We start from the raw sequence: 25364 nt of genomic DNA, 5'->3' as shown, positions 1-25364 counted from the left end.
ATGTATGCCTACACCCGCCCCGTCTCAGGCTGCAGCGGTGAACGCGGTTATACTAACCGGACTTCACGTCCGCTGCTTGCCGATTCATAAATTGCCGACAATAGTTTGATCATTTCCACACCTTGCTCTGGCGCCATAATCGGCTCTGCCCGCTGTTGTACGCAATCGATGAAATGCTTCAGATGCTCTCCATGAGGTGGAGCCGCTTCCTTTTTGATAACAGGCTTCATATTCGTCAGCTCTCCTGCGGATTCTGAGAAGATTTCCACCTCACCTTTCTTTAAAGAGAAGCCGGATTGGGTTCCTCGAAGCTCAACGAAATTCATCTCTTCTCCGATATTGGATGCCCAACTGAACTCGAATTGCAGCGAAGCACCGTTCTCGAAACGGATAAACCCGATACATGAATCCTCCACATCAAACGTCCCGCTAGCCTTTTTCTCACCAAACTGACTGTGTATCGAATCGGATATTTCATTATTGGCAAACTTCGTATATGTACAACCGCTAACAGCGACTGCCTTCGGATTCCCCATCAGCCAAACTGCCAGGTCGATATAATGAACACCAAGGTCAATCAGCGGCCCACCGCCAGACAGTTCCTTCGTCGTAAACCAGCCTCCCTTGCCCGGTATGCCTCGACGTCGAATCCAACCGCATCGCCCCGTATAGATCTCTCCCATCCCGCCATCACGGATATGCCTTTTTAGAAATTGGGCTGCGGGCGTAAAGCGATTGTTGCGCATGGTCATCAAAATTTTGCCGCTTGCTTTGGCTGCATCAGCCATCTTCTGCGCTTCTGCTGGATTCACTGCATCTGGCTTCTCGCAGAAGACATGCTTTCCTGCTTGCAAGGCCGCAATGGAAATGATTGAATGGTACACATTCGGTGTACAGATGTCGATCGCATCGATATCATCCCTTAAGAGAAGCTCCTTATAGTCCTCGAAACAGAGAGCCACTCCCAGTTTCTGGGCAACCTGTTCCGCTCTCGCCCTATTGATATCGCAGATAGCAACCACTTCTACTTCCTCATGCTCCATCAACGTTTTGGCATGTGAGAATTGAAATATATTCCCAGCCCCAACGATACCCATTCTCAATTTGCTGCTCAATAGATTCACTCCTTTTTTAGCAATCCATCTTTATTCTCCCACTAGATTTGGCCAAGGGGAGACATTCTTATTTTTTTCCGTTCAATTCCTTAAAGAGCTTGTTCGTTTCCGTTGAAATTTCTTGTCCGCCTGTTTTTTTATAGCTTTCAACAAACTTGTCGAAACCGGCATCCAGATCAACTTCTCCTGTGATGAACTTGATGAAATGTTCTTCACAAGATTTGCTAAATCCGGGTATTTACTCGAAGCCGGCACGCTGAACTTCACGGGGTTAAAGATCACCTTGATGCCAGCTGTTACCTTTTCGCGTTGCCTCAAGCGGGGCAGATTTGCGAAGTGACTCTTGTAAGGTCTCCACCATTCGCATTTGGCTCTGAACTACGTAGTTGCGTGCCGCTAATGCTTTTCGTTTGGCCTTATCCGGGTGCTGCGCCATCCCCAGCACAGCAGCAACCAGCTTGCTTCGATCCACTTCCGAGTCCAGATCAAACAACCAGTCCCCTAGTCCAATATCACGCCACATATAACCCTTGCTGGTCTGCTCCTCCCACCGGCAGACAACGGCAGGAATCCCGTTGCCGATACACATGATCGGCGAATGCATTTCATTTCCGAACAGTCCGGTGGAACGAACGTATACGCTCAATGCTTCGTCTGTTAACCAGAATTTCTCTCTCCAGATGACATGAGCGCGCACATCTTCCGGAAGCTTATCGAAAATCATTTCCTTGCCTACTTCCATCTGCGTACTGTCCTCCGGGCAGAGTAAGATTTTCATATCCGTCTCACGAACAATGGCTGTAATTGCCTCGCGAAGCAGAACATGATCGTGCTCCTTCATCTGCTCGTTTCGCTGATGCCTCTCTTCATTAAAAGGGCTGTTCCTGATTTTCCAGTAAGGGGTAAACCGCAGCTTAGGTATGCAGCACAGATACCCTCCTTCCTGCAGCCCGCTCTTCTGCAAAAATTGCTCAGCCTTCTCATCATCCCGAAGATCGACGGAGAAGGCTCCGTCAGGACCAAAGTCCATTACAGGACAAGCAATTCCGATTTCCTTAGCTTTAGCCAGTGAGACAGAGTCCCGGAAATAAACAAATTCCGCTTTGTTCAGCATGTCTTCCTCAACCGGATTGCCGGAATAAGTGATGCCAAATACACCAAAGGGTTTACCTGTAGCCGCAACGAAAGCCTGCACATCTTCATTAGCGACCAGGTAAGGACCGGAGCCATGCAGCAGGAAATCGCACCAGCTAACTGCATCAGCCAATTCCTCGCTCGTGGTTTGGCCATTCGAGTCCATGCTTCCTTTTATAATACGAAGGCTTGGGAAGCGTTTGTGCTCCATATCCATCACCTCCTGAGTAAGATCGGGGGAAGCCCACAGGATGACCTCGGCATTAGGAAGATACTGCTCGAGCAAAGTCAATACGCCCGGTGTATGCGCAATATCTCCAATATTGACTACCTGCCACGAGGAACGAAGCAAAATACGTGGAGCTCTTCCCTTGTCTATCTCTTCCCGCTTATGCTGATTCACGACATCTCCTCCAAGTATGTTTATTTGTTCCTATGCTATGACTATGAATACCACACTTCATTTATTTTTTGCCCGATTGTGCTTTGTAGGTCGCATTCATCTCGTTGGTTATTTCCTCTCCTCCGGCTTTCTTCCAGGACTCTACGAATTTGTCGAAGCCCTTATCCAGATCGATTTCGCCGGTTATAAATTTGATAAAGTACTCCTTCTCCAAATTGGGAAGATCCGAATACTTCTGAATTGCGTTTACATTGAACTTAATGTTATAGAGCAACTCCACACCCTTGGTGGCCTGATCCCTAAGTGATAGATCCTCCGCAGGGAAGGAATACATTTCGAAGGCTTTTGCCTTTTTGGAAAGAAGTCCGTAATAGCTTCCGAATCCTGCAGAAATTTTCTTTTTGGTATCCTTATATTCCTCTTTTGGTACCGGCATTCCGTTCTGCAGCGTGTAATGTACACCCTCCTCACCATATTGGGAAGCCATGAAGCTTTCTTTATCGGAGTAGAAGGAATTCAGAATTTCATAAATTTTGGCTTTTTTCTTCGGGTCCTTCCCGGCATCCACGCTCATGCCCATGTAGTTTCCAGTCAGTCCCCAAGCCGATAGCTTACCAGGGCCATAGGGACCATCCAATGCTTTACCCACCGCGATCTTAACGCCGTTCTTGGCAGCAGTCTGACCGATCCTGCCGTTGGGACGGAAGCTGGACCAGTTGTCATTGGATACTCCCACGCGCTTGTTGACGAACTCTTCCTTCTTACCGTCACTGGTTAGAAATTCAGGGTCCAGCACGCCATCTTTAAACCATTTACTCAAATATCGAAAGGCCTCTCTGGATGGCTCCGTGATCATCCCATAGGTAAGCTTACCCTCCTTATCCTTCATCCAATAGCTCGGATTCGTCTGAAAGGCACCGAATACATATTGCAGCGATTCGTTAGTATTTGTTTTGCCTAATGCGGTAAGTCCATAGGTATCCTTCTTTCCATTCCCGTCCGGATCGTTATTGCGGAATTTATAGATGACATCCTCGAACTCCTTCAGAGTCTTCGGCGGCTCATTGTAACCTACCGCCTTGAGCCAGTCCTGATTATAAAAGGGATTTATCGGAATGACGCCCTCCAGATTTGTAATCGGGATTCCGTAGCTTTTTCCGGTAATAATCCCATCATTCCAAGCCTCCGGCTGGTTCTTGTCAATAAAGTCGGCCAATGTCGGCATATTCTTCTTAATTTCGTCTATGGGCAGCTCAGCGAGCAGTCCTTGCTGCGAATAGGCGCGGACATCGGCCAGACCCCAGAGCAGCCATACATCGGGAAGCTCATTGGCAGCAAGACGTAAATTCAACTGGTCCTTCCAGTTCGTACGATCAATCCGGATATTCTTTAGTTTGACATTAAATTTCTTCTCCATCCATTGCTGAACGAAGGATCCGTCCTCCTCAGGGAAATCAAAGCTCAGCCAGCTGATTTCTATTGGTTTCTCAGCCGGGCTCGTGCTGGGATTCGATGAAAGGGTCGAGGCTCGGGTACAACCCGCGAGCAATACGGATAAGGACAAAGCAATAGCAACAACGGATTTGGACAAACGTTTCATGTAAGGACCTCCCAATGTATTCGTTCATGATCATATCAAGTACTTAGGCAACTTTTAACCCTGTCTCAACCTGTTTCGGGTATCTCCCCTTTCAAGAGCTTTACCGCACTAACCTTTCACCGACCCGACCAGCGCACCCTTGACGAAATATTTCTGGATAAACGGGTACACCACAAGGATCGGCAGCGTGGCAATCATCAGCACGGCTGACTTGATGCTCTCCGCAACCACTTCTTGATCCGACGCTTGATCCATCAGTTGCTTCGTCTCCAGGTCGCTGCTCTCCACAATTAACCGGCGAAGATAAATCTGCAGTACCAGCTTGGATTGGTCCTGTATATAGATCAAGCCTTGAAACCATTCATTCCAATGATGGACGGCAAGCCATAACCCTATCGTTGCAAGGATGGGCTTGGAAAGCGGCAGGATGATGCGAAACAAAATTTGAAAATCATGCGCTCCGTCCATCTTGGCGGAATCCTCAAGCTCCTGGGGTATCCCAAAAAAGAAATTACGCATTATCAACATATAGAAGGTATTGATGAGCCCCGGAATAATTAACGCCCACAGCGAGTCGTACAAACCTAAGCCCTTGACTAGCAGAAACAGGGGGATCAAGCCGCCGCTAAAGAACATGGTAATCACGATAAACATGGTATAAAACCCGCGATGAGGCAGATATTTCTTCGAAAGCGCATAGGCACCCATGGTCATGATAATCAAGGAAAGGATAGTTCCAACAACCGTTCGAAAGATGGTATTGTAGTAGCCCATCCAGATCCCTTTGGTCTGCAGAGCCTGCTCATAGGCTGAGAATGTGAACGCTTTGGGGTACAGATGAATGCCTGGTCTAACGGCCTCTGCGGGAGTGCTTAGGGAAACTGACAAAACATGAATAAAAGGGTATAACACACTGACACAAAGTAAAGTGATGGCTGCAAGATTGGCGTATTGAAAAATGAGCTCTGCTTTACTTGTCCTCTTTGGCAGCATTACATGATCCCCTCCTGTCCCAGTTTTTTGACAACATAGTTCGTGAGGAGCACTAATCCAAAGGCGACTATATTCTTAAACAGCCCCACGGCTGCAGTTAAGCTATATTGCAGCTGGGTAAGCCCGGTCCGATAGACATACGTATCCAGAATATCAGCCACGCTGTAAGTATTCGGACTATACATATTCAGCACTTGATCAAATCCTGCATTCAGCACTGCGCCTATTCGGAAGATGAACATGATCGTGATGACAGGAATAATGCCCGGCAACGTAATATGCAATGTCTGCTTCCACCGATTGGCTCCATCCACAATAGCCGCTTCATACTGGGCAGGATCTACATTGGCAATTGTCGCCAAATAAATGATAGTGCCCCAGCCGACTTCTTTCCATATGGAGGAGACAATCAAAGTGAAACGGAAATACTGAGGGTCACCTAAAAAATAGATCGGCTTCATTCCAATCATCGACAACAGCTGGTTGACCGTACCTGTAGTGGGGGAAAGAATGGTGATCAGAAGCCCGCTAAGTACTACCCAAGATAAAAAATGAGGCAGATAGCTGATGGTTTGCGTAATTCTTTTGAACACTTCGATACGAATCTCATTAAATAAAAGCGCTAATACGATAGGTGCCGGAAAGCCAAATACAATGTGATAAAAGCTGAGCACCAAGGTGTTCTTCATAATACGGAAAAAATCAGGCGAAGCGGTAAATAAATAAATGAAATGCTTAAAGCCTACCCATTGGCTGCCCATAATTCCGTCTCTGATACGGTAATCCTTGAATGCGATCTGCACACCATATAGCGGACCATACTCAAAGATGATGTAATAGAGCAAAACCGGTACCAGCATTAGGAATAAATACTTGCATTTGCGGTATTCCTTCCGCACATCTGAATCAAACAGTGAGGTAATCGCTTTCATGATGCTAAGCTCCCCTTTCATGTTGCTGTTTCATGAATTGATCGTACACGTCGAGGCTCGGTATTTTCAATTTCAATATCTGAATCCGGCTTACAGAATATGAAATAATGCTATGTTATAACGAAAAACGGCCCCTGCGAGAGGTGTCTCGGGGGCAGTTCTCATTGGTTTCTAAATTGGGCCGGGGTCACTCCCCAGAATTGCTTAAACTTTGTAGTGAAATAAGGAACGCTTCGAAAGCCGCTCATCTGTGCTATCTCTGCGATGGTATGCGTTTTTTCCAATAGCAGCTTCCTTGCCAGCTCCAATCTTTGCCTGCTCATATAGTCTGCAAGGGTACAGTGATACCGCTCCTTGAACACCTTGCTGATGAATTGCTTGGAATAGGCTGCATACTCGGCAAGATCATCCAGGGATAGATCCTGATCCAAATGAAGATCAATATATTCTTTCAATTGAAGGGCAATCCGCTCATACAATGAATCTCCCATTTCCTTCTGACAGGCCATAAACTCGATACTTACATCCTCCAAGCAGGTTAACGTCTCCTTCAATGAGCTCTTGCGGTAGCCGGCAATGATGTCTGATGAAGTTAACCTGAAGCTGCCTTTTCCGGTATCCAATACTACCTTCGCTAAGGTCAGGGCGATGTGATGCAGCAGCATTTCGTAAGCTTCAATCGTATGCTCGGCTTCTATCAGGTATCGTGCGCATTCTTGATAATGCTCCCGCACCAGCTCTTCCTCCCCGGAACGAAGCTTATTCTCCAACGCCTGACTTTCCAGCAGTTCAATCGAAATCGGCTGCTTCTGTTCAAGCTCCTCATAGGCCAAGAGAAGGGACATTCCCTCGATAAAGACGTATTCCATAGCCTCTTGCGCTTCTGTATAGGAGACCTGAATCTGCTCAATCCCTTGAACAACACTTCCTATTGCCGCGGCAAATCTGATTTCACTGCTCAGCTTAATTCTTAGATGCTCTAGCTCATTACGTACTTGGTGGACGGCTTCCCACTTGTGAAGGTGATCCACGCAATAAATAACAGCAGTTTGCTGATTGTTAATCGGAATGAAAAAGTTGGGTATGACATGCTTTTTCATTTCAAATTGCTTTTGTAATAACGTGGCTGTGTTATGCGGATCCACTTCCAGGAGAGCCACAACAAATAGACCCTGCTGCTGTAACGGCAGCTGATCCACTTCGACAGGCAGTCTACCGACAAGCAGGTCCTGCAAATGCTTACTGTGCTGAACCTCAAGCATCTGCTGAAGCCTTAGCTTGATCCCCTGCATCCGCTTGTGAAAGCCAAGTGACATCATATAGGATAAGATGATGCCTATGAGCAGCACTACCAAGCTAATGACCCACACCTTGCTTTTCAGCTGAAGAGCAAGCAGCATGGTGGAATCGACTGGCCGCAGGCTGACATATTTCCAGCCGCTATTCGATTCATAGGCTGACAGGCTGACCTCTTTCCCATCCTTAGTCAACTGCAGCGTTCGGGTTTCACGCTCCTGTAATTTGCCTGTTAGATTCGCCCAAGAGAGTTCGAGCTGATTTCCTTGGGTGAGCATGGTGTTAGAAACGGCAAGAACATCCTTCTCGGTAAAAATATAATACCTGTCCTCCGGATTCTGGATGAGCGCTTGCAGCTTGCGGACAACATCCATCACGTCCAGATCTATAATCATATAGCCTTTTACCTGCATACCCTTGGATCGATATGGAAGCGTATAGATATAACTCAGCAGCTGCTTCTCCGCTCCCTCCTGGTCTCTGATCGTTCTTGCAAACCAACGGTGCGGCTCGGCTGAATCTATATCCCTGAGCAGTTCATTATTCGGTGAATTGGACGGGGATTGATAGAAATAGTCTTGATCTACAACCATATCCGACTGCTTGAAGTAGATCGAAATATTTTCCAAGCCGGGGGAGGCCATTTTGAGAGTTCGAAGGTCATTGCTAAGTCTTACGATCTTATAATAATTGCCTTCTACCCCGTTCTCCATAAAAAAGTTGATTTCCTCGGTACTGGAGGAACGAATGGTGGTCATGGCCTTATTGAGCATCGAGAGCTCGTACCGGTTCAAATAATTTTCTTCCACGAAATTTTGGACACGCTGCAGCTGATTGAGATTTTCCTGAGAGAGCTCCTGGGTATGAATCTCCTGAGCCAGCTTCGTTAAATAGCCGCCAATAACCAGAATAATGACAATAGTCAAGGCTAAATAAGACAAGATCAGCCGCCGCCAATCCTCCGATCGCTTGTTGAGAAATCGTTTCATCGCTTGCCCCTCCTTGATGTGGTCAACAATATGGTTAGCGCTTACATTCGGCTTCAAAGACAACAGGAAGGACACCGTTTGTTCATAGTTTATTATATAGGCGGATTTTGTTAGAGTAAATACATGATTGCTACGAAAAAGCAACCCGCCTCCTCTCTCTTAAGAAAGAAAAAGCGGGTTGTCTTTGCTGCATTACAGAGCTTCGGTGAGACGAATTAAATTGCGATAGCTCTGCCTCACACTGTCCATAGGAGGTCCGGAGCATTGATCTTGTTCGACCACGTACCATTCGATGCCGTTTTCCTCGCCCCAACGTAATATCGGAAGGAAGTCGATGCTCCCGGTGCCAATCTCGGCAAAGGTCTGTTCATCGTCAAATGTCATGTCCTTTAAGTGAATGATTGGGATACGGCCCGAGTACGGCTTCAGGAACCTGTACGGGTCGCGTCCCCCCTTCTTTACCCAATACACGTCGGGTTCGGCCAGCACCAGATTGTTATCCGCCGGCTCGAGCAGAAACTCGAGCGCGCTTTTTCCGTCCATCGTAGTCTCCAGCTCAAAGGAGTGATTATGGTAGCTAATCCGCATCCCATTCTCTTGTGCCTTGCGCGCAGCTTCATTAAGCAATGCTTTTGCTTTGCGGTAGCCCTCCTCGTTTCGAAACGCAGCTCCAACGATGGAACAAACCAGATCCCGGGTTTGCAATATCTCAGCCTCCCGCAGTATTCCTTCCAGATCGGCTTCGAATCGGTCCAGTCCAATGTGTATACCGGCTACCTTCATTCCGGTTTCCGAGAGAACAGTCGCAACTTCCTCTGGATCGTTGCCATACAGCCTTGCCGGCTGTACACCCGCCCAACCCATCCGCCCCAATTCACGAAGTACACCCATGAAGTCTTGCTGGAGCTCATCTCTCAGAGTATGCAGCTGAATAGCCAATTTGTGTTTCATGCATAGCAGCCCCCTAGGATAGCCTTACTTCTTTTCCGATTTCAACCATACCCATTTAGAGTTTCTTTATCATGATGAAGGTACCTTTCTAGTTACTTGAAATATCTTCTATAACAATATCATCGAAGTACGTTTTCTGGTTGTAGGCGTATAATCCGGGATATCCTTCCAAGAAGGAGGAATCTACAGCCGATACCACTTGAATGCCATCCAAATACAATACTAAGGACGTGCCTTCAAGAACAAGCTTCATCTCACGATAGCCCAAAGTAAAGTCGACTGGAGTGACACCGGAAGAAGCGACTGTACTTACAGTGCCGTTGACGATTTTGTAAATCTTAAACCTCTCCGTCGTTCGCTCGTACACGGCGTAATAGAAATTAGTACTGTTGACGTATCTTCCCACGATACCCAATCGAACCGGATTTCCCGTCCCCCATGCGTCTACTTTCATACGGACTTTCTGGGAGTAGTCGGCATGGACAATATGTCCGAGATAGCTTCTGGCTGTGTTCACCGTATTCGTATTCTGATATACGTGATTATCACCATCCTCGGCTAGCTGCCAAGTACCCGAGAGCGGCACCCAACCGCCAGTGCTTGTGCCCTCGAAATCATACGTCTCCAGATTCGGGTTTGTAACATAAACTTGCATCGGCTTACTGACTGTGTAGGTGTTGCCGCCTGAAACCATCGTAGCTGTGAGTGTTACCGTGCCTGTGCTTACACCTGTGACTTGACCGTTCGAATCAACCGCGGCAATTGACGGTGCGCTGCTTGAATATTGGATCGCTGCGCCGCCTAAATCAATGTAATTGCCAAAAGACGACAATCCGTATACATCCGCATTGACAGAAGCGCCAACCTGAATTTTATTCGGCGTTTGAATCCCCAGCGATGTTAAGTTATCGTTGACAAGCACATCATAGCTCGTCGACTTTGTGACTCCATTATATGTTGCCGAAACCGTAATCATCGCAACGCCGGAACCAACCGCTTTAACGACTCCGGCTGAGTTGACCGTGGCCACGGCAGGATGGCTGGTGGAATAGCTGATCGAGGAAGGGGCAGGCTTAATCAAATACCCTTTCACGGTTCTTCCGGCTACCTTCAGTTTCGTGCTTTGATTTTCCGCCAGCACGGTCCATGCTTTGTTTGTCGCTTCACCTGCTTTTTTGACGAATAGAGTGGCAAGCGAATCGTTCGAGTCAATAAATGGATAGTCGTTCGTTAAGCCGATATTCTCGATATCAAGATCGGTTATTCCCAGCTTATACGCGGGTGAATTGTATTTCAGTCGGTAATCGTGCTCCGAAGCATTCATGAACCGGGGGTCCTCTGCAACGATCGAATGCTGATCGAATTTTCCTAGCTGCAGTTCAAGCCAGCGTTCATAGTGCGGTGTAGGAATGGATCCGCCAAATTCATAGGCACCCTTAGTCGTAAAATATACGTTATGGTCTGCTTGAGCAAATTTGTTTTCATCCCAGAAATTGATGGAATAAAGCTTTGCGTCATTCTCATACAGAATGTTTCGAGTAATCTCCAGCTCTGAAGAAATTTCGCCTCCGGTTTGGGTAGAGCCGATTGTCCCGTTTTTCTCACGGTTATTTGCTAGGATGTTATTGTCGACCCGGATTCCGATCCCTTTGATCATTACGGAGCTGTTCAGAAATCCGCCTCCTAACTTCTGGAGACTATGGACAATATTCCCTTGGATTAGTACATCGTCTGAGTTGTCGTCAAAATATATGCCATATCCGAAGGAGCGGCTCGGGACAACCGTAAGCAGCTGCTGATCGCTGTCATGAACCAGATTATGGCGTATAATATTGCCTGTGCCCGTTCCCCAGCCTGCAATGATGCCGGCATCCTGCGAATCTGTCGTAACATGGGAAACATCGTTGTACTCCACAATATTGTTTCGAGCATGCTGGTAATCACGATAATTGTTCTCTGTCACTTGTACATTGTCTATAGTCGTACCGATTAAATAGCCTTTGCGCTGTGCTTTAATGTGTATGGCATAACGCGTAGAGTGATGGATTCTGTTATGGGAAACGATATTTTCCCCGCTATCATAGATCCGGATACCCCCGCTGTTTCCGTAAAACTTCCCTGTATGGTGTACATGATTGTTCGTAACGATATTTCCGCTACTGACATGCTCGGCTGTTTTGCCAATTCCTTCGATACTTACTCCGTTATAGCCGATATTCTGAATTTCGTTACCCTCTACCCGGTTCGATCTGGCCCAGCCCAGCAGCTGAACGCCGTGCTCGCCCGTGTTGTGGATACGGCTGTTCAGCACTATTACACGTTCCAGATTCTCCCCGTGGATACCGTCATTGCCAACATCAGTGTTGCGAATCGTAAGCGCCTCTAGCGTAATATCCCTTACCGGGGCTGATGCCGAACTTCCTTTCAGCCTTATCGCATCACCAGCGAATGGTGCAGAGATGCCCCCATTCAGATTGGCAATATCGTGAGGGTAGTAATAAACGGTTCCAGCGCTTTTATCCAGGTAAAATTCGCCGGGCTGGTCCAACAACTCCAGCGCTCCCTGCATGAAATAACGGGATCCCGGACCGATTACATAACTCACAGGCTTTGATAGGCTGACAACCCTTTTTACATAGTCAATAGCGCTTACAGCAACCGTATAGGAATACCAATTTTGATAGCCCTGAATCCCTCCGGGCCATATATATGTCTCCAGTGTTGAAGGATTGGCTACCACTGGGATATCCCCTTGGGCGAACACAAAGCTTTTCCGGTCTTCACCAGCTACGAGCTCCTCCACCCGGTTATACACATTCGTATCTCCCTGGATATTGGGATATCGTGCCTTAATCGATTGCACTTGATTCTCAAAAAGGTTGTCAAAGCTCCAATTGGTACCGACATTCGCCTTATATATGTTCCCGTTATGGAGCTGCCAGTCGGTGATCGACTTGCTTGCATCCAACACAGCATTCTCTCCCGGGTAGCTTCGATATGTAATGTGATGTCCGTCTCGACCCGAATCGAGTTCATTAAAAGTCAAGGTAGAATCCAAATAATAAGTGCCTTCCCGAAGCATTACCGTAATATCCTCACTCATTCCTCCAACAATTTGCTGCCTTACTACATCCCTTGCTTTATGGGGTGTTCGGAAAGGCGCTTGGAGAGTTCCAGTACCGGTTTCATCGCTGCCTGTCGTTGAAACATAGTACGAAATCCCGGTTGAGGCTTCCACGATCTTCATGTCCTCCTTCGCGGTAAATCCAGCAGAGGTTAAAGCGACAATAACGGCCAGGCTTGCTTTGAGGCCAATCTTTCTATTCCTACTGAACATTGAGTAAACCTCCCATGAAATAGGTTAACCGTTAGCAATAACGGATCTAGCTCGTATCACCCCCTTTACACAAAAAGTTAGACGGGGATTACTTGGACTTGTTTTTGGAATCGCTTTCAAAGTAATATGTGGAAATTATACTTTGGCCTGCTCAGCGATAAAATCAAATTCAGTTTGCGGCATTGTCCACAAATAGATACTGAACTCAGCAGGCTCTTGGGCAGCTAGCGCAGCTTCCGCGGGCTTTCCACCCCCGCTGCGCCCTCCTTGGATGGAGTTTGTGCCCCCATGCATGCGGTTAACAGAAGTACACTTGCCGCCAAGGCAGAAAAGCAGGTTGACACTTTTTTTGAGCATCGATAAGCCCTCCTCTTGTAATAGACGCCTATCCGCACACCTTGTCAAGACACCTATTTCTAACTATATATGTTAGCTTATTCCCAGTATAAAGGTATGCACTGCACATGAATATACACTTTTAAAGCTGTCATTTTCACTTTTTTGCAGCTATCAAGCTGCCAAATTCAGGATTGACAACCGCTTACAGGGAGGGATATTCTATTGTTGAATGGAAAAAGCGGAGGAGAGGGACGCTGATGCTCACTAGCCACTATCAGGTAACCGGCTATGTATATGCTGGACCTCAATCGGCATTTCGACATACGGAACAGATTCTGGATCATCCAACCTTAATCGCGATTGAAGCAGGCTCATTTGAATTTGCAATTGGCCCTACTGCCGGACAAGCCGCCCTCGGGGATCTTGTGTTTTGTCCCGCTGAAGTCAGCTTCAAGCGCAGCGCGTTAAGTGATATTACGTTTCATCATGTCCATTTCCAAAAGGTGAAGCAGGACAAAAGCGACTGCCCGTTCCCTATCGGTAAAATATCGATCCAGGATGTGATCCGGTTATCTTCGACCTACAATTATTTGCGCAATCTTCATCTTCTTACGAATGACCCTTCAGCCCGTTTAAGCATCATAAAGCAATATTTGCTCCCCGACCTGCTGCTGCTTACAGAATTGGAGCTGCTCCAGCACATGAAGCAGCATAAAACAAACGATCTGCTCATGCAGCAGGCCTACAGCTATCTGCAGCTTCATGCTTGCCTTGATTTCAGTATGAGCCAGATGGCTGCGAATCTAGGCATCAGTCGATCGCAGTTCACCCGCCGCTTTCAAGCCGCTTACGGTGTGGGACCAGCCGCCTATGTAACGACCCTACGTCTTGAGGAGGCGAAGAGGCTGCTGCTGGAAACGGACGATACATTGGAATCGATCGCTTTCCAATGCGGCTACGAAAGCGGCTCGTATTTGTGCCGGGTCTTTACCTCCAAGATCGGCCTCAATCCGTCCTCCTTCAGACAAAAATACCGGATATAAGAAACCCGATCCGATCTGATAAAAGGTTCCCTCCTTACCTCTGCTTTGAGTATTGTTGAAAAACCCTTGGCGTTACTTGGTTCCAGCGTTTAAACAGATTGGTGAAGTGTGCCAAATTCTCGATCCCTACCGCATGAGCCGCTCCGGTTACCGTCATGCCCACTGCAGCCAACAACACCTCCGCTTTCTTGATCCGCTTGTAGTTGACGAATTGAATGATGGACATCCCGAGTGCCAGTTTGAATAAATGGGCAGTATGCTCGTAGCTGAGATTCACTTGCCGGCAAACCTCCGCTGTTGTAATTTTATCCTCCAAATGGGCATCAATATATGCCAAAGCGGGCTGAAGACGCTCTAGAATTGAAAGCCGATCCGGCTGTTGTACGGAGGGGTCTATACGAAGCAGCTTGAACAGCATACTGCCGATGTGCAGAGAGACAGCCATCTCGTAGCCGAACGGCCGTTGGCTGAGCTCCTGCTGAATAAGCAGCATATGTTCGGTAAATTCATGCCGAAGGTTAGCCTGTGCAAATAGTTGGCTGTTGTAAGTAGACATCGGCTTAAGCGGGTTAAAGAAGCATGGCAAGTAAGCAAGGGCGCTCCTGTCCATGTGATGCTTGACATCGAATTGTAATACCCAATAGTGTACATCGTCTTGATGCTTCATGGACCGATGCAGCTCGTTCGGACCGATCAGGAGTAGGTCATCGGGCTTCAGACGATATTTGGTATGGTCGACATCCATGTCGATACCGCCTTGGATGACAAGGATGAGCTCCATTTCTTCATGAACGTGCCAGCGCGTCATTTTCGGCACCCCGCTTTTATAAATGTCAAGAATTCTTGCACCTAACAACTGGGAATCATATCGAATTGTTTCTTGATAAATGTCCAATCTTTATCCCCTCCCAAATGGACCACATACAACAGAATTCAATATTTTATTCACAGATTTCGGAATGAAACGCCAGCCTCCACTATTGTATACTTGGGAAAACCTATTCCAGTGGAGGATTTTCAATGAAGCATTTCGTAAATGTTCATGACCCCCGGCTCCCTTTATGGGGACCCTACAACAAGGATTTTGGCGGTTTATCCCACGTTGCCGATCCAGATTTGGGACTCCGCTTCGATCTGATCGTTGCCCCCGGTGTGTACAGGAATAAGATATTGCTGCCTAATGCCATGTACGACTCCGGCTATCATCCTACCGAAGCAGCACCGGATCTGACTTATTTCAGTCACCGCCATCAAATTGAGTGGAAGGATCAAGTATTCTGCGACATCTCGTTCTCCGAGCTGTCAGAATCTTCCCGTCTCATTCGCTGTGAAGCCGTGAATCGTACGGACTCTCTGCAAAGCCTAACCGTCCACTTTATCGCATCTATGCAAGCGTATAACAGGCTGCATAAGCTTAACGGTGCAGATCCTCTGCGAGTATCCCGGGTTACTCTTCCTGAGGGCGCCTATTGGGTGGATGCTCTGGATTATTCGGATATTTACTATGAAGACAAATCTATGAATACAGCAATGATTTCCGGCGGCTTGCTCCGGGGTGAAGTTCGCGGACACGGCTTCGTTAGCGGCTCCGGTATAACCTTCGGTCATCATCCTAATGACAAGATATCCTACAACGTCAATGTAAACGGGACAATAGAGCAGGCAAGTATGGTGGTTAGATACAAATCCTCTCATTTGCAAGGAGCTGTAATCCGCGTTACCTGGACCAACGGGTATGGTTTTAAGCGTAAAGCTGCTTTTATCTTGGAAGGGATCGATACGCTTGGCACCGTAAATGTCCCGATTGGACAGCTTCCGGCCGGCGCTTATCAAGTCAGTTTCTGTGCGGAGCAGAACAGCCAAGAACTCTGGCTTGACGGTTTTGTTCTAACCCGTTCATCCGAGACCAGCCAGATCGATTTCACTGAAATTATGCCCTCCTTCGTCCCAGAACGACTGCCTGGCCCTACTCCGGATAGTATTGTGCTGAAATACAGCAATAGCGATGTTTACTACGGGTTGAAGTGGACCGCTGAACCGGTCGATTTTCGAGAAGTTCAACACTACCCGCTTGATGAGTTTATGCGGGTCCACAGCCGTCGGAATGCAACAAAAACCTATGTTGGCAATGGACTCGGTCATTTTACCGACATCTATTTCCGTCCTGTGAACGTTGCCCCTCGTTCCTCTCGCATTCTTTATGGAATGGTCTTCAGCGGAACAAAGGAAGATGTGCTTCTTCAACTTACAGACTTTCAGGCTGATGAGGCGGAATGTGAGCGTTTGTACACGATAAAGAAGCAGCGGGCAGTCGATCCCTTGTCTAACTCCACAGGAAGCTACTATCGGTTCAGTCAACAACGCTTGCGGGCGACAACTCTCCAGAATATCGTATATCCGATCTATTTACGGCGCTCCTACATCCGTCACTTTACCCCGGGGCGATTCTGGGACAGCTTATACACCTGGGATTCAGGGTTCATCGGGATCGGCTTCTGCGATATCGATATCGAACGTGCCTCCGATGTGCTGAACGCCTACGTTACGGAGCCGGGGGACCGGCATGCCAGCTTCATCCATCATGGCAGTATCGTCCCGGTTCAGCACTATTTGTACATGGAGCTGTGGAATCGCACCAGATCCATGGAGCTGCTGGCCTTTTTCTATCCCCGATTGAAGCAATATTATATGTTTTACGCGGGACATGCAGAAGGCTCGCTCATGAGACAGCTCCGGTCCCAGCTACTGAACCCGTTCGCTTACTTTTATAATTCAGGCGGTTGGGACGATTATCCCGCTCAGGAGTATGTGCATCACAATAAGCTGTCAGCCAAAACGGCTCCAGTCGTTACTACGGCCCATGCCATCCGCATTGCCAAAATACTAAAGATGGCCGCATATCAACTGGGCAACCTGGAAAGCGACATCCAGATATATGAGAGCGATATTGCTGCTTGGACCGACGCGCTTCAACAGTATTCATGGGATGAACAGTCCGGCTATTTCGCTTATGTTCTTCATAATGAACAGGGTGAGCCTTACGGCATTTTGAAGCATCCGGACGGTGACAATTACAATAAAGGCCTTGACGGCATTCAACCGTTGATTGCCGGCGCTGTCACTACGATACAGGAACGTCGAATGCTCGATCATTTATCAGACCCAGGGCGGCTGTGGTCTGATGTCGGAATCTCTACAGTCGACCAGAGCGCGCCTTATTACCGGCATGACGGGTATTGGAACGGGTCCGTGTGGATGCCTCACCAGTGGTTTATTTGGAAAGCGCTGTTGGATGCCGGCTTCGGTCAGCTAGCCGAGAAGATTGCCACTACCGCCTTGAACGTATGGAAACGATCCGTCGAAGAGACCTATAACACCGCAGAGCATTTCATCATCGAAACGGGCAAAGGTGCGGGCTGGCATCATTTTGGCGGATTATCCAGTCCCGTGCTTAATTGGTTTGCAGCGCTTTACCGTCCGGGTACGGTTACTGCAGGCTTCGATACGTGGATTACCGATGTCCGGTTTGCCCCGTATCATGCACAGGCCGATATCAGGTTAATCAAATATTCAAGCAAGCAAGGGCTTTTGCTGGTCGTATTGGCGGAGGGAACCGAATACAGGGCTGAAGCCGACGGTACACCGCTGCAAACGCGCACTCTTCATGCAGGTACGATTGAGATTACCTTACCGGCTTTGGAATGGAGTGGTACCGTATCTATCAGAACCGCACACTAGCTGAAAAAACGCCCTTTAGCCAAAAGCGCTGAAGGGCGGTCGTTCTATTTAAAGATGAACATAAATTTGGTCTTCATCGACCGAAACGTCATATTTCTCTACCGTAACATCGTATGTCATTGTCCTCATTTTCGGATCAACTATCATACAGCCGGTCTTCAGGTCAAACTCCCACTGGTGCCAAGGACAACGGACAATCTCCCCTTCTTTTTCAAATTCAAAATGACCTGGCCCTTTGGACGTGATGTATGATGAGGTGATTCCGGCACAGAGCGGTGCACCTTGATGTGGACACAAATTCCTTATCGCATAGTATTGGTCATCCACCTGGTAAACTCCAATGCTTTTGCCGCCCGCTTCAATGATTTTCTTGGAGCCCGCAGTGAATTCTTTAACGCTTCCTACGACATACCGAGTAGTCATTTTCCGTTCCTCCTATTGGTTTCTGCGCTGAGGCAATCCGTAAAGCTCTGCTGCATTTTGGTAAAAAATCCGGTCCCATAGTTCCTCATCCAGCTTGGGGAGGGATAAAGTAGGAGAGTCAAAATCCCAATGCGGGAAATCCGTTGCAAACATTAAATTCGTATCTGCGTTGATCGCTTCAAACATCGGCAGGAACATCGTTGGCTTGTGCGGCATCTCAATCGGCTGAGATGTCACTCTGAAATGCTTGCGATAATATTCGCTCGGCGGCTCCTTCACCCATGGCGTCTGACTCCGCAATGCTTTCCAATCCTGGTCCAGCCTCCACAACAGCGGTGCAATCCAAAGCGTACCCGCTTCTATCATGACCACCTTCAGAGTAGGAAACTTTTCAAACACACCTTCAAAAATAAAGCTCGCGAGGTGCGTTGCCATAATTTGTGCACGGGCCGCGCGGTATTCAATGTAATGGCTTACTTGACCTGCTCCTGTAGGTGCAGGGTTCGTGCCGATCCCCTCCATGCTTACATGAATGGCGAACGGCAAATTATTGCGTACACAAGCCTCATAAATCGGATTATAAAAACGGTTCCCGTAAGGCTTCTCCGCCCCATTGGCTACAATCACCTGAACCATATCGGGGTTTGAGCCGACACGATCGATCTCTTTGGCCGACAAAATCGGATCCTGCTTCGGAATCAGAATGGAGCCCTTGATTCTCTCATCCTGAGAGAGCAGCTTATCAATTCCATAATCATTATAGGCAGAGCATACCGCTGCAGCATAATCGGCATCCGGAATGGTTTGAATGGAATAGCTGCCAGTACCGGTCAATATTCCGTATTCAATGTTGTGTTTGTCCAGGAAATTCGTTTGAAAATACTTCAAATAGCTTGCTGAGCCACCTTCTTTAGGAAAGTTTTCGTCCTGCTTAGCCCCTCCCCCCGTTCCGTTTAAATACATGGCATTCTGACTCGGCAGGCGCCAGCCGAAGGTTTTAATCTGCTCACGGTATATACGAGGCAAGTAGGTCAACACCTCATCGCTAAACGAACCAGCATGAATGTCACAATCGATAATGGAACGCTTGGGCTTACGATTCTTGCTTGCTTGCGATTGATCTGTGGTATCCATTTTCTACACTCTCCTTGTACTCATTTGTATTTAATCGGCTGCTTGTGTTTATTATAAATCACGTCATTAAGCGATTTAAATACACTTTCCATACTTATGCTTTCACTTTTTTGCAAAATATAATTTTGGTTCTCCGGTGATCAAAGGCGAGCGTCGCTTCTGTCGAGCAGCATCGCGACACAGCAGCAGCGGCTGGAGAACTCTGTCTGCCCCGTGAACGAACGACAACAGGGATTTCTCAATGAAGCCCAATCAGTCCCTTCTCTCCAGATGCTGCCCCGCCCCTTCAAACGTCATTTTTCATTTCGGCACTCGGTAGCAGCGCATGCGAGTCTTTCGCTCGCCTCATTGGCCAATGGAATGCATAGGCTTACCTGATCGTTTCGCAGCCGACACTACTATACCAACGGAGGCCCCATACGAGATGGTTTTGGATCAACATTACTTGTATATAGGGCCCGTTATTGCAATATTGGTTCCCGAACGTGATATGAACTTACGATCTAGGAGAAGTATCACCCTTATTATGAATATTCTCAAACCATCCAAGGGCTCGTCTATTTCTGCTCCGTTCGTGGTATCAAGACCAGGAGTAAAATCGATAGTGGCTTCTATTATTCGTTGAATCCGGAGCGGGGCAAACCACGATGGATCAAGGGAGCCTTCGTCTATCCTAATGTCCTCTTCATTCGCACCCGTCGATACCGGAAGAGCTTGGTACACCGCCTGCAAGATCGGAACCATATCAAAGTTTCAATTCAAGGCTTCTTAATAAGTGGAGCTTCTGGAAGTTGGTGCGGGATGACCCTTTCATTCGCCCTCACCTTCTCCATACTTGAACTCGCTCTTCGAGGTTACGTAAATCCCCATCAACGCATGATGCTCAAAACCACTCTGACCCACATTGACTTCCTCACAGAACAAATTGAAATACTAGATCAAGAGGTTGCCCAGCGAGTCATTTCTGACCAAGAGGATATCGAACGATTAGATTCCATACCTGGAATTGCCAATAGAATGGCTGAGCAAATATTAGCTGAAATAGGAACAAATATTAAAAATCAGTTTCCAAGTGCAGCGCACTTGTGTTCTTGTGCAGCACTCGTACCCGGACATAATGAGAGTGCAGGCAAGCGTAAGTCTTCAAAAGGCAAGAAAGGAAACAAATATTTGAAACCTGCGTTAACAGAGGCCGCACATTCTGTAGCTGCTTCCAAGAACTATCTTGGCGCTATGTATAGACGAACATCCGCGCGAAAAGGTAGGAAAAGAGCAGCTATTGTAGTAGCCCATGCCATGCTAAGAATCGCTTACTATCTGCTAACAAGAAAAGAAATGTATGTAGACCTAGGTGAAGATTATTTTGATAAGCAGAAACTTGGAGCAATTGTACGGAATTCAGTTCGAAGGCTTGAAACTTTAGGATATAACGTTACTATTTCCGAGGTCTCCTGATCTACAGATTACCAATATCTTAGACGCTGCAGATTTTAAAAAAAGAGACTTAGCCGCGTCTTATTTAGTGCTGCCTTTTTCTTCGACTGCCTGCATTTTAATTTTTATGGTAGTTGAATGCCCTACCAATTTTATTCAAAAATCAAACAATTTATTAAATATAAAACAAACCGGAACCCCTTGTTTAGAGTCCCGGTCTTATAAACACTAGACAACTTCGTTTAATCGCCCATCCCGAAACCGCACAATCCGCTTCGCCTGCTGCGCAATCAATAAGTCATGCGTAATCAAAATAATCGTCCGACCTTGTGCATTTAACCTTTTTAAAATGTTTAAGATCTCCACACCTATCTTCGAATCTAGCGCTCCTGTAGGCTCATCCGCCAAAATGATCGACGGATCTCCTGCCAACGTTCGCGCTATAGCAACACGCTGCTGCTGTCCACCAGATAACTCTGATGGAAAATGCTTCTTACGATCCTGCAAGTCCACCGCTTCCAGTGCATGTAAAACGAGAGGCTCTCTTTCCTTTTTGCTCATTCCCCGATAGATCAAAGGCAACTCCACATTCTCATAGGCACTTAATCTCGGCAGCAAGTTGAAGCTTTGAAAAACGAAACCAATCTTCTGATTACGAATATCTGCAAGCTGAGAATCCTTAAGCACGTTTATTGCTTGACCATCCAGGTTATAAATACCTTTATCTACAACATCCAAACACCCGATGATGTTCATCAGTGTGGATTTGCCGGAACCGGAGGGTCCCATGATGGCCACGAACTCTCCATGATCAATATCTAACGAGACATCATCTAATGCTTTAATCGTTTCCTCGCCCATCGTATAGTATTTACTGGCTTTCTCGATATGGATTAACGACATAACCTTCACCTCCATTACTTGCACAATGTCCAAATAAATGAAGTATCTGATTCATAACCCTTACCGTTTCGCCTTATAAAACTCATGATATAGCTTCATGAGCGCCCGCTTCTCAATCCTCGACACGTAAGAGCGGCTGATCCCCAGCTCCTTTGCAATCTCCCGCTGTGTCCGCTCTTCCCCGCCTAACTCCAGCCCAAACCGCCCGACGACGACTTCCTTCTCGCGATCGTCCAAGATTTCCAAGTTCCGATATATTTTGCTCTTCTCTATCTTGAGTTGCACCTTATCCACTACGTCATCGGCTTCCGTACCGAGGATGTCGATCAACGTAATCTCATTCCCCTCTTTGTCCGTTCCAATGGGATCATGCAACGACACATCTTTACGCGTTTTCTTCAGCGAACGCAAGTGCATCAAGATCTCATTCTCGATACAGCGAGCCGCAAACGTCGCGAGTTTCGTCCCTTTGTTCGGCGAGAACGACTCGATAGCTTTGATCAATCCGATCGTCCCGATGGAGATCAAATCCTCCAGATCTTCCCCTGTATTGTCGAATTTTTTGAGGTTGTGAACACGAAGCAACGTAACTTGAGTAATTAAAGTAAATATCTGATTGTTATACAACTAAAGCTCCAAAAATGCTTGATCGCATTTTTAGAGCTTTTGCTAATAAGGCTTAGTTTTCTAATCTATTATGGTGTTATGGTAGCTGTTGCATATACAGCGTTGCCTTCGTTAAGCTCTATTATTACCAGACAGGTCTTAATCTCGTTGGTAAATTACCTTCATTTGCTTCATAAACTAATTTTGTTAAATCTTCTTTGAGCATTTGCAGTCGTTCAGCTCCAATGTTTTCAATCCAGCGTTGCTCAATCTCAGTTAGTATCTTCTCTTTTGCCTTCACTACTAACCAACCTCGTTCGGTCAAAACAATAATTTTTCCTCTATTATCAGTGGGATGAGCTTTGCGTATTACATAACCACATTTCTCGAGATAATCCACCATTTTACTCACAGCTTGCTTTGTAATTCCTAAATATTCGGCTAGTTCTATACCTGTCGCTCCATTGGGAATGATGCATTTAAACATAAAACCATGTACAGGTCTAATATCTCCAAATCCCAATTCACTCAATCTGTCATGTAGTTCATTTATCGATGCACTAAAAGATAATGATAAAAGGGATGTAAGATCTAATTCACTAAAAACTTGATGATTCATACATAAAACCTCCTTAAATAAAGTCAACTAAGTTGACTTTGTATGAGGTTCATTGTACTATACACAATATAGTCAATCAAATTGACTATATTGCAATTATGAAAGAAATAGGATTCACCGCGACAAAATTAATACATTATGGAGGGTTCTCATGGCTAATATCGTTAAAATTAGAGGAAGTGTATTTGCACCGTATGCCTGGTTGGAACCTATTAAAGATCCTGCAACAGGAAGGATATTCGAATATACAGGTGATGCACGCGAATTTACACCTTACGCTGTAAACACAATGAGGTCAAGATTGGAGCAAGAAGTGATCATTGATTTTAATAAAAATGAAATTTTTTCACATACAAATGCTTGTATCGTAACTGTGAAAATTACAAATCCAGATGGTTCTATCGAGTATAAAAAGGGAAAAACAAGTACAGACAATATTGTATGTACTAGCGTTGTGTGGGGCGAAGACGAAGTTTCTTTTAAAATGAGTGCAAGTGCCAGCAATCCTTTAAATATAGCAGCACCTGCAGCTGACTATATATTAACTATACAAGTTAAACAAAGTGGGATTGCACATATCGAAGGTGCACATGATGGGTTCCCTTGCTATGAATTTTATAAACAAACAGATTTCGGTCCATTTGAATTCATATATACACATGATTTCAGAAAAACTGGTGACACTCCAGCAGCGCTAGCTGGGGAAATGGAGTACAATTTCAAAGCGACAATCTAGATATAAATATTACCCAAAATAATATTAAGAATTACAGAGGTGTGTCTCATGACTAATATCGTTAAAGTTAGAGCAAGTGTATTTATTCCAATATCGTGGACTGAACCTAAGCACGATATTCAAACGGGAAACATCATCCAATTCGAAGGTGATTCACGTGAATTTACACCTTATGCGGTAAACGCTATGCGTTCTAGAGTGGAACAGGAAGTAGTTGTAGATTTTTACAAAAATGAAATTTTCATATATGCGAATACGGGCATATCTACAGAAAGAATCATAACTCTTGATGGTTCCGTTCATAAAAGAACAGGAAAAGCTGGTACGGAAAGCATTTTATGCACTGATGTCGTATGGGGGGCAGATGACGTCAAATTTCAAATGAGTGCAAGTGCTAGCAACCCATTAAATGTTTTTGCACCTACGGTCGACTATCTATTAACCGTACATGTCAAAAAAGATGGTATTGTCAATATTCAAGGTGCACATGATGGATTCCCTTGTTATGAATTTTATAAGCAAGTAAATTTCGGCCCGTTTGAACAAATTTATACACATGATTTCAGAGAAACTGGTGATACAGCTGAAGCTCTAGGTGGAGACATGGAGTATAGTTTTAAAAAGATATTGTAACGTCAATATGATGCCCTTTTTAGTGAATAAATATAAAACAACATAAGAGTGAATAATAGGAGGAAATGAGAATGACATCAGTTTTATTTGTAAAAACAAATAATCGCCCAGCAGATCAATCGGTTAGTGTAAAATTATATGAGGCTTTTTTAGCGAGTTACAAAGAATCACATCCAAATGATCAAATAATAGAGCTTGATTTATTCAAGGAAGAATTGCCATATGTAGGAGTCGATATGATTAATGGCACTATTAAAACGAGTAGAGGACTTGAGTTAACAGCAGAAGAAGCAAAAGCAGTAGCTGTTGCTGATAAATTTTTAAATCAATTCCTTGCAGTTGATAAAGTTGTATTTGGTTTCCCATTATGGAACTTAACAATTCCAGCTGTACTACACACATATATTGATTATTTAAACAGAGCAGGTAAAACATTTAAATATACACCAGAAGGTCCAGTGGGTCTTATAGGTGATAAGAAAATTGCATTATTAAACGCAAGCGGCGGTATATATTCTGAAGGACCAAAAGCTGAAGTAGAAATGGCTGTTAAATATGTAGCAAGTATGATGAGCTTCTTCGGAGTAAAAGATATGGAGAAAATAGTGATAGAAGGCCACAATCAATTCCCGGATAAATCAGAAGAAATTATTGCCTCAGGGCTTGAAAAGGCTGTTAAAGTAGCAAGTACGTTCTAATTAGCAAAACAATTTTCACTGAATATGGCAGTACCAACACTTTTACAGTGGTGGTACCTGCCTTTTTATTGGCTTATCTTACTACTTTAGGGCAATAATAACCCACCTATATATGGACTTGCCGGAACCCGATGGTCCCATGATTGCCACGAACTCTCCATGATCAATATCTAACGAGAAGTCATCTAATGCTATTATCGTTTCCTCGCCCATCGTATAGTATAGGCTTTCTCGATATGGATTAACGATATAACTTTCACCTCCATTACTTGCACAGGTTCCAAATAAATGAAGTATCTGATTCATAA

General features: G+C 45.8%; 22 protein-coding genes. 6 read left to right on the top strand and 16 right to left on the bottom strand.

Going from position 1 to position 25364, the window contains the following annotated elements; genetic code table 11:
• Positions 1-47: 47 nt before the first annotated feature.
• The 9 genes from GC102_RS21665 to GC102_RS21625 all read right to left on the bottom strand — a co-directional run bounded on the left by GC102_RS21665 (position 48) and on the right by GC102_RS21625 (position 13107).
• Entirely contained in the window at positions 48-1115 is a 1068-nt protein-coding gene (locus tag GC102_RS21665; protein ID WP_246321044.1) for a Gfo/Idh/MocA family protein, read from the bottom strand.
• A gap of 271 nt (positions 1116-1386) precedes the next feature.
• Positions 1387-2652 (bottom strand): polysaccharide pyruvyl transferase family protein, encoded by a 1266-nt coding sequence (locus tag GC102_RS21660; protein ID WP_216628122.1) that lies wholly within the window; start codon positions 2650-2652, stop codon positions 1387-1389.
• 61 nt (positions 2653-2713) lie between these two features.
• On the bottom strand, positions 2714-4252 hold the full coding sequence (locus tag GC102_RS21655) for an extracellular solute-binding protein (RefSeq protein WP_171691333.1): 1539 nt from the start codon (positions 4250-4252) through the stop codon (positions 2714-2716).
• A gap of 108 nt (positions 4253-4360) precedes the next feature.
• On the bottom strand, positions 4361-5245 hold the full coding sequence (locus tag GC102_RS21650) for a carbohydrate ABC transporter permease (protein ID WP_171691332.1): 885 nt from the start codon (positions 5243-5245) through the stop codon (positions 4361-4363).
• Entirely contained in the window at positions 5245-6177 is a 933-nt protein-coding gene (locus GC102_RS21645; protein WP_216628121.1) for an ABC transporter permease, read from the bottom strand. Before GC102_RS21645 ends, GC102_RS21650 begins: the two co-directional genes overlap by 1 nt.
• A 161-nt stretch (positions 6178-6338) precedes the next feature.
• Positions 6339-8462: a helix-turn-helix domain-containing protein gene (locus tag GC102_RS21640; protein WP_171691330.1), complete on the bottom strand. Its 2124-nt coding sequence runs from the start codon at positions 8460-8462 to the stop codon at positions 6339-6341.
• Positions 8463-8654: 192 nt separating this feature from the next.
• Positions 8655-9413: a sugar phosphate isomerase/epimerase family protein gene (locus tag GC102_RS21635; RefSeq protein WP_171691329.1), complete on the bottom strand. Its 759-nt coding sequence runs from the start codon at positions 9411-9413 to the stop codon at positions 8655-8657.
• Positions 9414-9501: 88 nt separating this feature from the next.
• Positions 9502-12750: a right-handed parallel beta-helix repeat-containing protein gene (locus tag GC102_RS21630; RefSeq protein WP_171691328.1), complete on the bottom strand. Its 3249-nt coding sequence runs from the start codon at positions 12748-12750 to the stop codon at positions 9502-9504.
• A gap of 135 nt (positions 12751-12885) precedes the next feature.
• Positions 12886-13107, bottom strand: a complete 222-nt coding sequence (locus GC102_RS21625) for a hypothetical protein (RefSeq protein ID WP_171691327.1) — start codon at positions 13105-13107, stop codon at positions 12886-12888.
• Positions 13108-13346: 239 nt separating this feature from the next.
• Here GC102_RS21625 and GC102_RS21620 point away from each other — a divergent pair, with 239 nt between their 5' ends.
• Complete coding sequence (locus GC102_RS21620; RefSeq protein WP_171691326.1) at positions 13347-14132, top strand: AraC family transcriptional regulator; 786 nt, start codon at positions 13347-13349, stop codon at positions 14130-14132.
• A 34-nt stretch (positions 14133-14166) separates the two neighbouring features.
• Here the strand turns inward: GC102_RS21620 and GC102_RS21615 are convergent, their stop codons facing one another.
• Entirely contained in the window at positions 14167-15027 is an 861-nt protein-coding gene (locus tag GC102_RS21615) for a helix-turn-helix domain-containing protein (protein WP_171691325.1), read from the bottom strand.
• 125 nt (positions 15028-15152) lie between these two features.
• On the opposite strand from GC102_RS21615, the gene GC102_RS21610 reads away from it, so the two are divergent.
• The gene (locus tag GC102_RS21610) at positions 15153-17870 is read left to right on the top strand and encodes an MGH1-like glycoside hydrolase domain-containing protein (RefSeq protein WP_171691324.1); all 2718 of its coding nucleotides are present in this window, start codon (positions 15153-15155) and stop codon (positions 17868-17870) included.
• Between the two features lie 48 nt (positions 17871-17918).
• Here the strand turns inward: GC102_RS21610 and GC102_RS21605 are convergent, their stop codons facing one another.
• On the bottom strand, positions 17919-18293 hold the full coding sequence (locus tag GC102_RS21605; protein ID WP_171691323.1) for a Rieske (2Fe-2S) protein: 375 nt from the start codon (positions 18291-18293) through the stop codon (positions 17919-17921).
• A 12-nt stretch (positions 18294-18305) separates the two neighbouring features.
• Positions 18306-19427, bottom strand: a complete 1122-nt coding sequence (locus GC102_RS21600; RefSeq protein ID WP_171691322.1) for an amidohydrolase family protein — start codon at positions 19425-19427, stop codon at positions 18306-18308.
• Positions 19428-20228: 801 nt separating this feature from the next.
• On the opposite strand from GC102_RS21600, the gene GC102_RS21595 reads away from it, so the two are divergent.
• Positions 20229-20882 carry a transposase gene (locus GC102_RS21595; protein ID WP_246321043.1) on the top strand — a complete coding sequence of 218 codons (654 nt, stop codon included), beginning with the start codon at positions 20229-20231 and terminating at the stop codon, positions 20880-20882.
• Positions 20883-21089: 207 nt separating this feature from the next.
• Here the strand turns inward: GC102_RS21595 and GC102_RS21590 are convergent, their stop codons facing one another.
• The 3 genes from GC102_RS21590 to GC102_RS21580 all read right to left on the bottom strand — a co-directional run bounded on the left by GC102_RS21590 (position 21090) and on the right by GC102_RS21580 (position 22989).
• Complete coding sequence (locus tag GC102_RS21590; RefSeq protein WP_171691321.1) at positions 21090-21764, bottom strand: ABC transporter ATP-binding protein; 675 nt, start codon at positions 21762-21764, stop codon at positions 21090-21092.
• A gap of 60 nt (positions 21765-21824) precedes the next feature.
• Positions 21825-22391 (bottom strand): RNA polymerase sporulation sigma factor SigK, encoded by a 567-nt coding sequence (sigK, locus tag GC102_RS21585; RefSeq protein ID WP_246321042.1) that lies wholly within the window; start codon positions 22389-22391, stop codon positions 21825-21827.
• 124 nt (positions 22392-22515) lie between these two features.
• A complete protein-coding gene (locus GC102_RS21580) occupies positions 22516-22989 on the bottom strand; it encodes a MarR family winged helix-turn-helix transcriptional regulator (RefSeq protein ID WP_171691320.1) in 474 nt (157 codons plus the stop codon).
• A gap of 151 nt (positions 22990-23140) precedes the next feature.
• On the opposite strand from GC102_RS21580, the gene GC102_RS21575 reads away from it, so the two are divergent.
• The 3 genes from GC102_RS21575 (at position 23141) to GC102_RS21565 (ending at position 25056) form a co-directional block, all read left to right on the top strand.
• Positions 23141-23725: a DUF3238 domain-containing protein gene (locus GC102_RS21575; RefSeq protein WP_171691319.1), complete on the top strand. Its 585-nt coding sequence runs from the start codon at positions 23141-23143 to the stop codon at positions 23723-23725.
• A 48-nt stretch (positions 23726-23773) separates the two neighbouring features.
• The gene (locus GC102_RS21570) at positions 23774-24358 is read left to right on the top strand and encodes a DUF3238 domain-containing protein (protein WP_171691318.1); all 585 of its coding nucleotides are present in this window, start codon (positions 23774-23776) and stop codon (positions 24356-24358) included.
• Positions 24359-24429: 71 nt separating this feature from the next.
• Positions 24430-25056, top strand: a complete 627-nt coding sequence (locus GC102_RS21565; RefSeq protein WP_171691317.1) for an FMN-dependent NADH-azoreductase — start codon at positions 24430-24432, stop codon at positions 25054-25056.
• 81 nt (positions 25057-25137) lie between these two features.
• On the opposite strand, the gene GC102_RS39585 is transcribed toward GC102_RS21565, so the two are convergent.
• Complete coding sequence (locus GC102_RS39585) at positions 25138-25362, bottom strand: ATP-binding cassette domain-containing protein (RefSeq protein ID WP_171691316.1); 225 nt, start codon at positions 25360-25362, stop codon at positions 25138-25140.
• Positions 25363-25364: the final 2 nt, after the last annotated feature.

The sequence above is a fragment of the Paenibacillus germinis genome (genome assembly GCF_013141785.1).
Taxonomy (GTDB): domain Bacteria; phylum Bacillota; class Bacilli; order Paenibacillales; family NBRC-103111; genus Paenibacillus_E; species Paenibacillus_E phytorum.
Note: the sequence above shows the minus strand (reverse complement) of the source record. Positions and strands in the feature narration are given on the sequence as shown.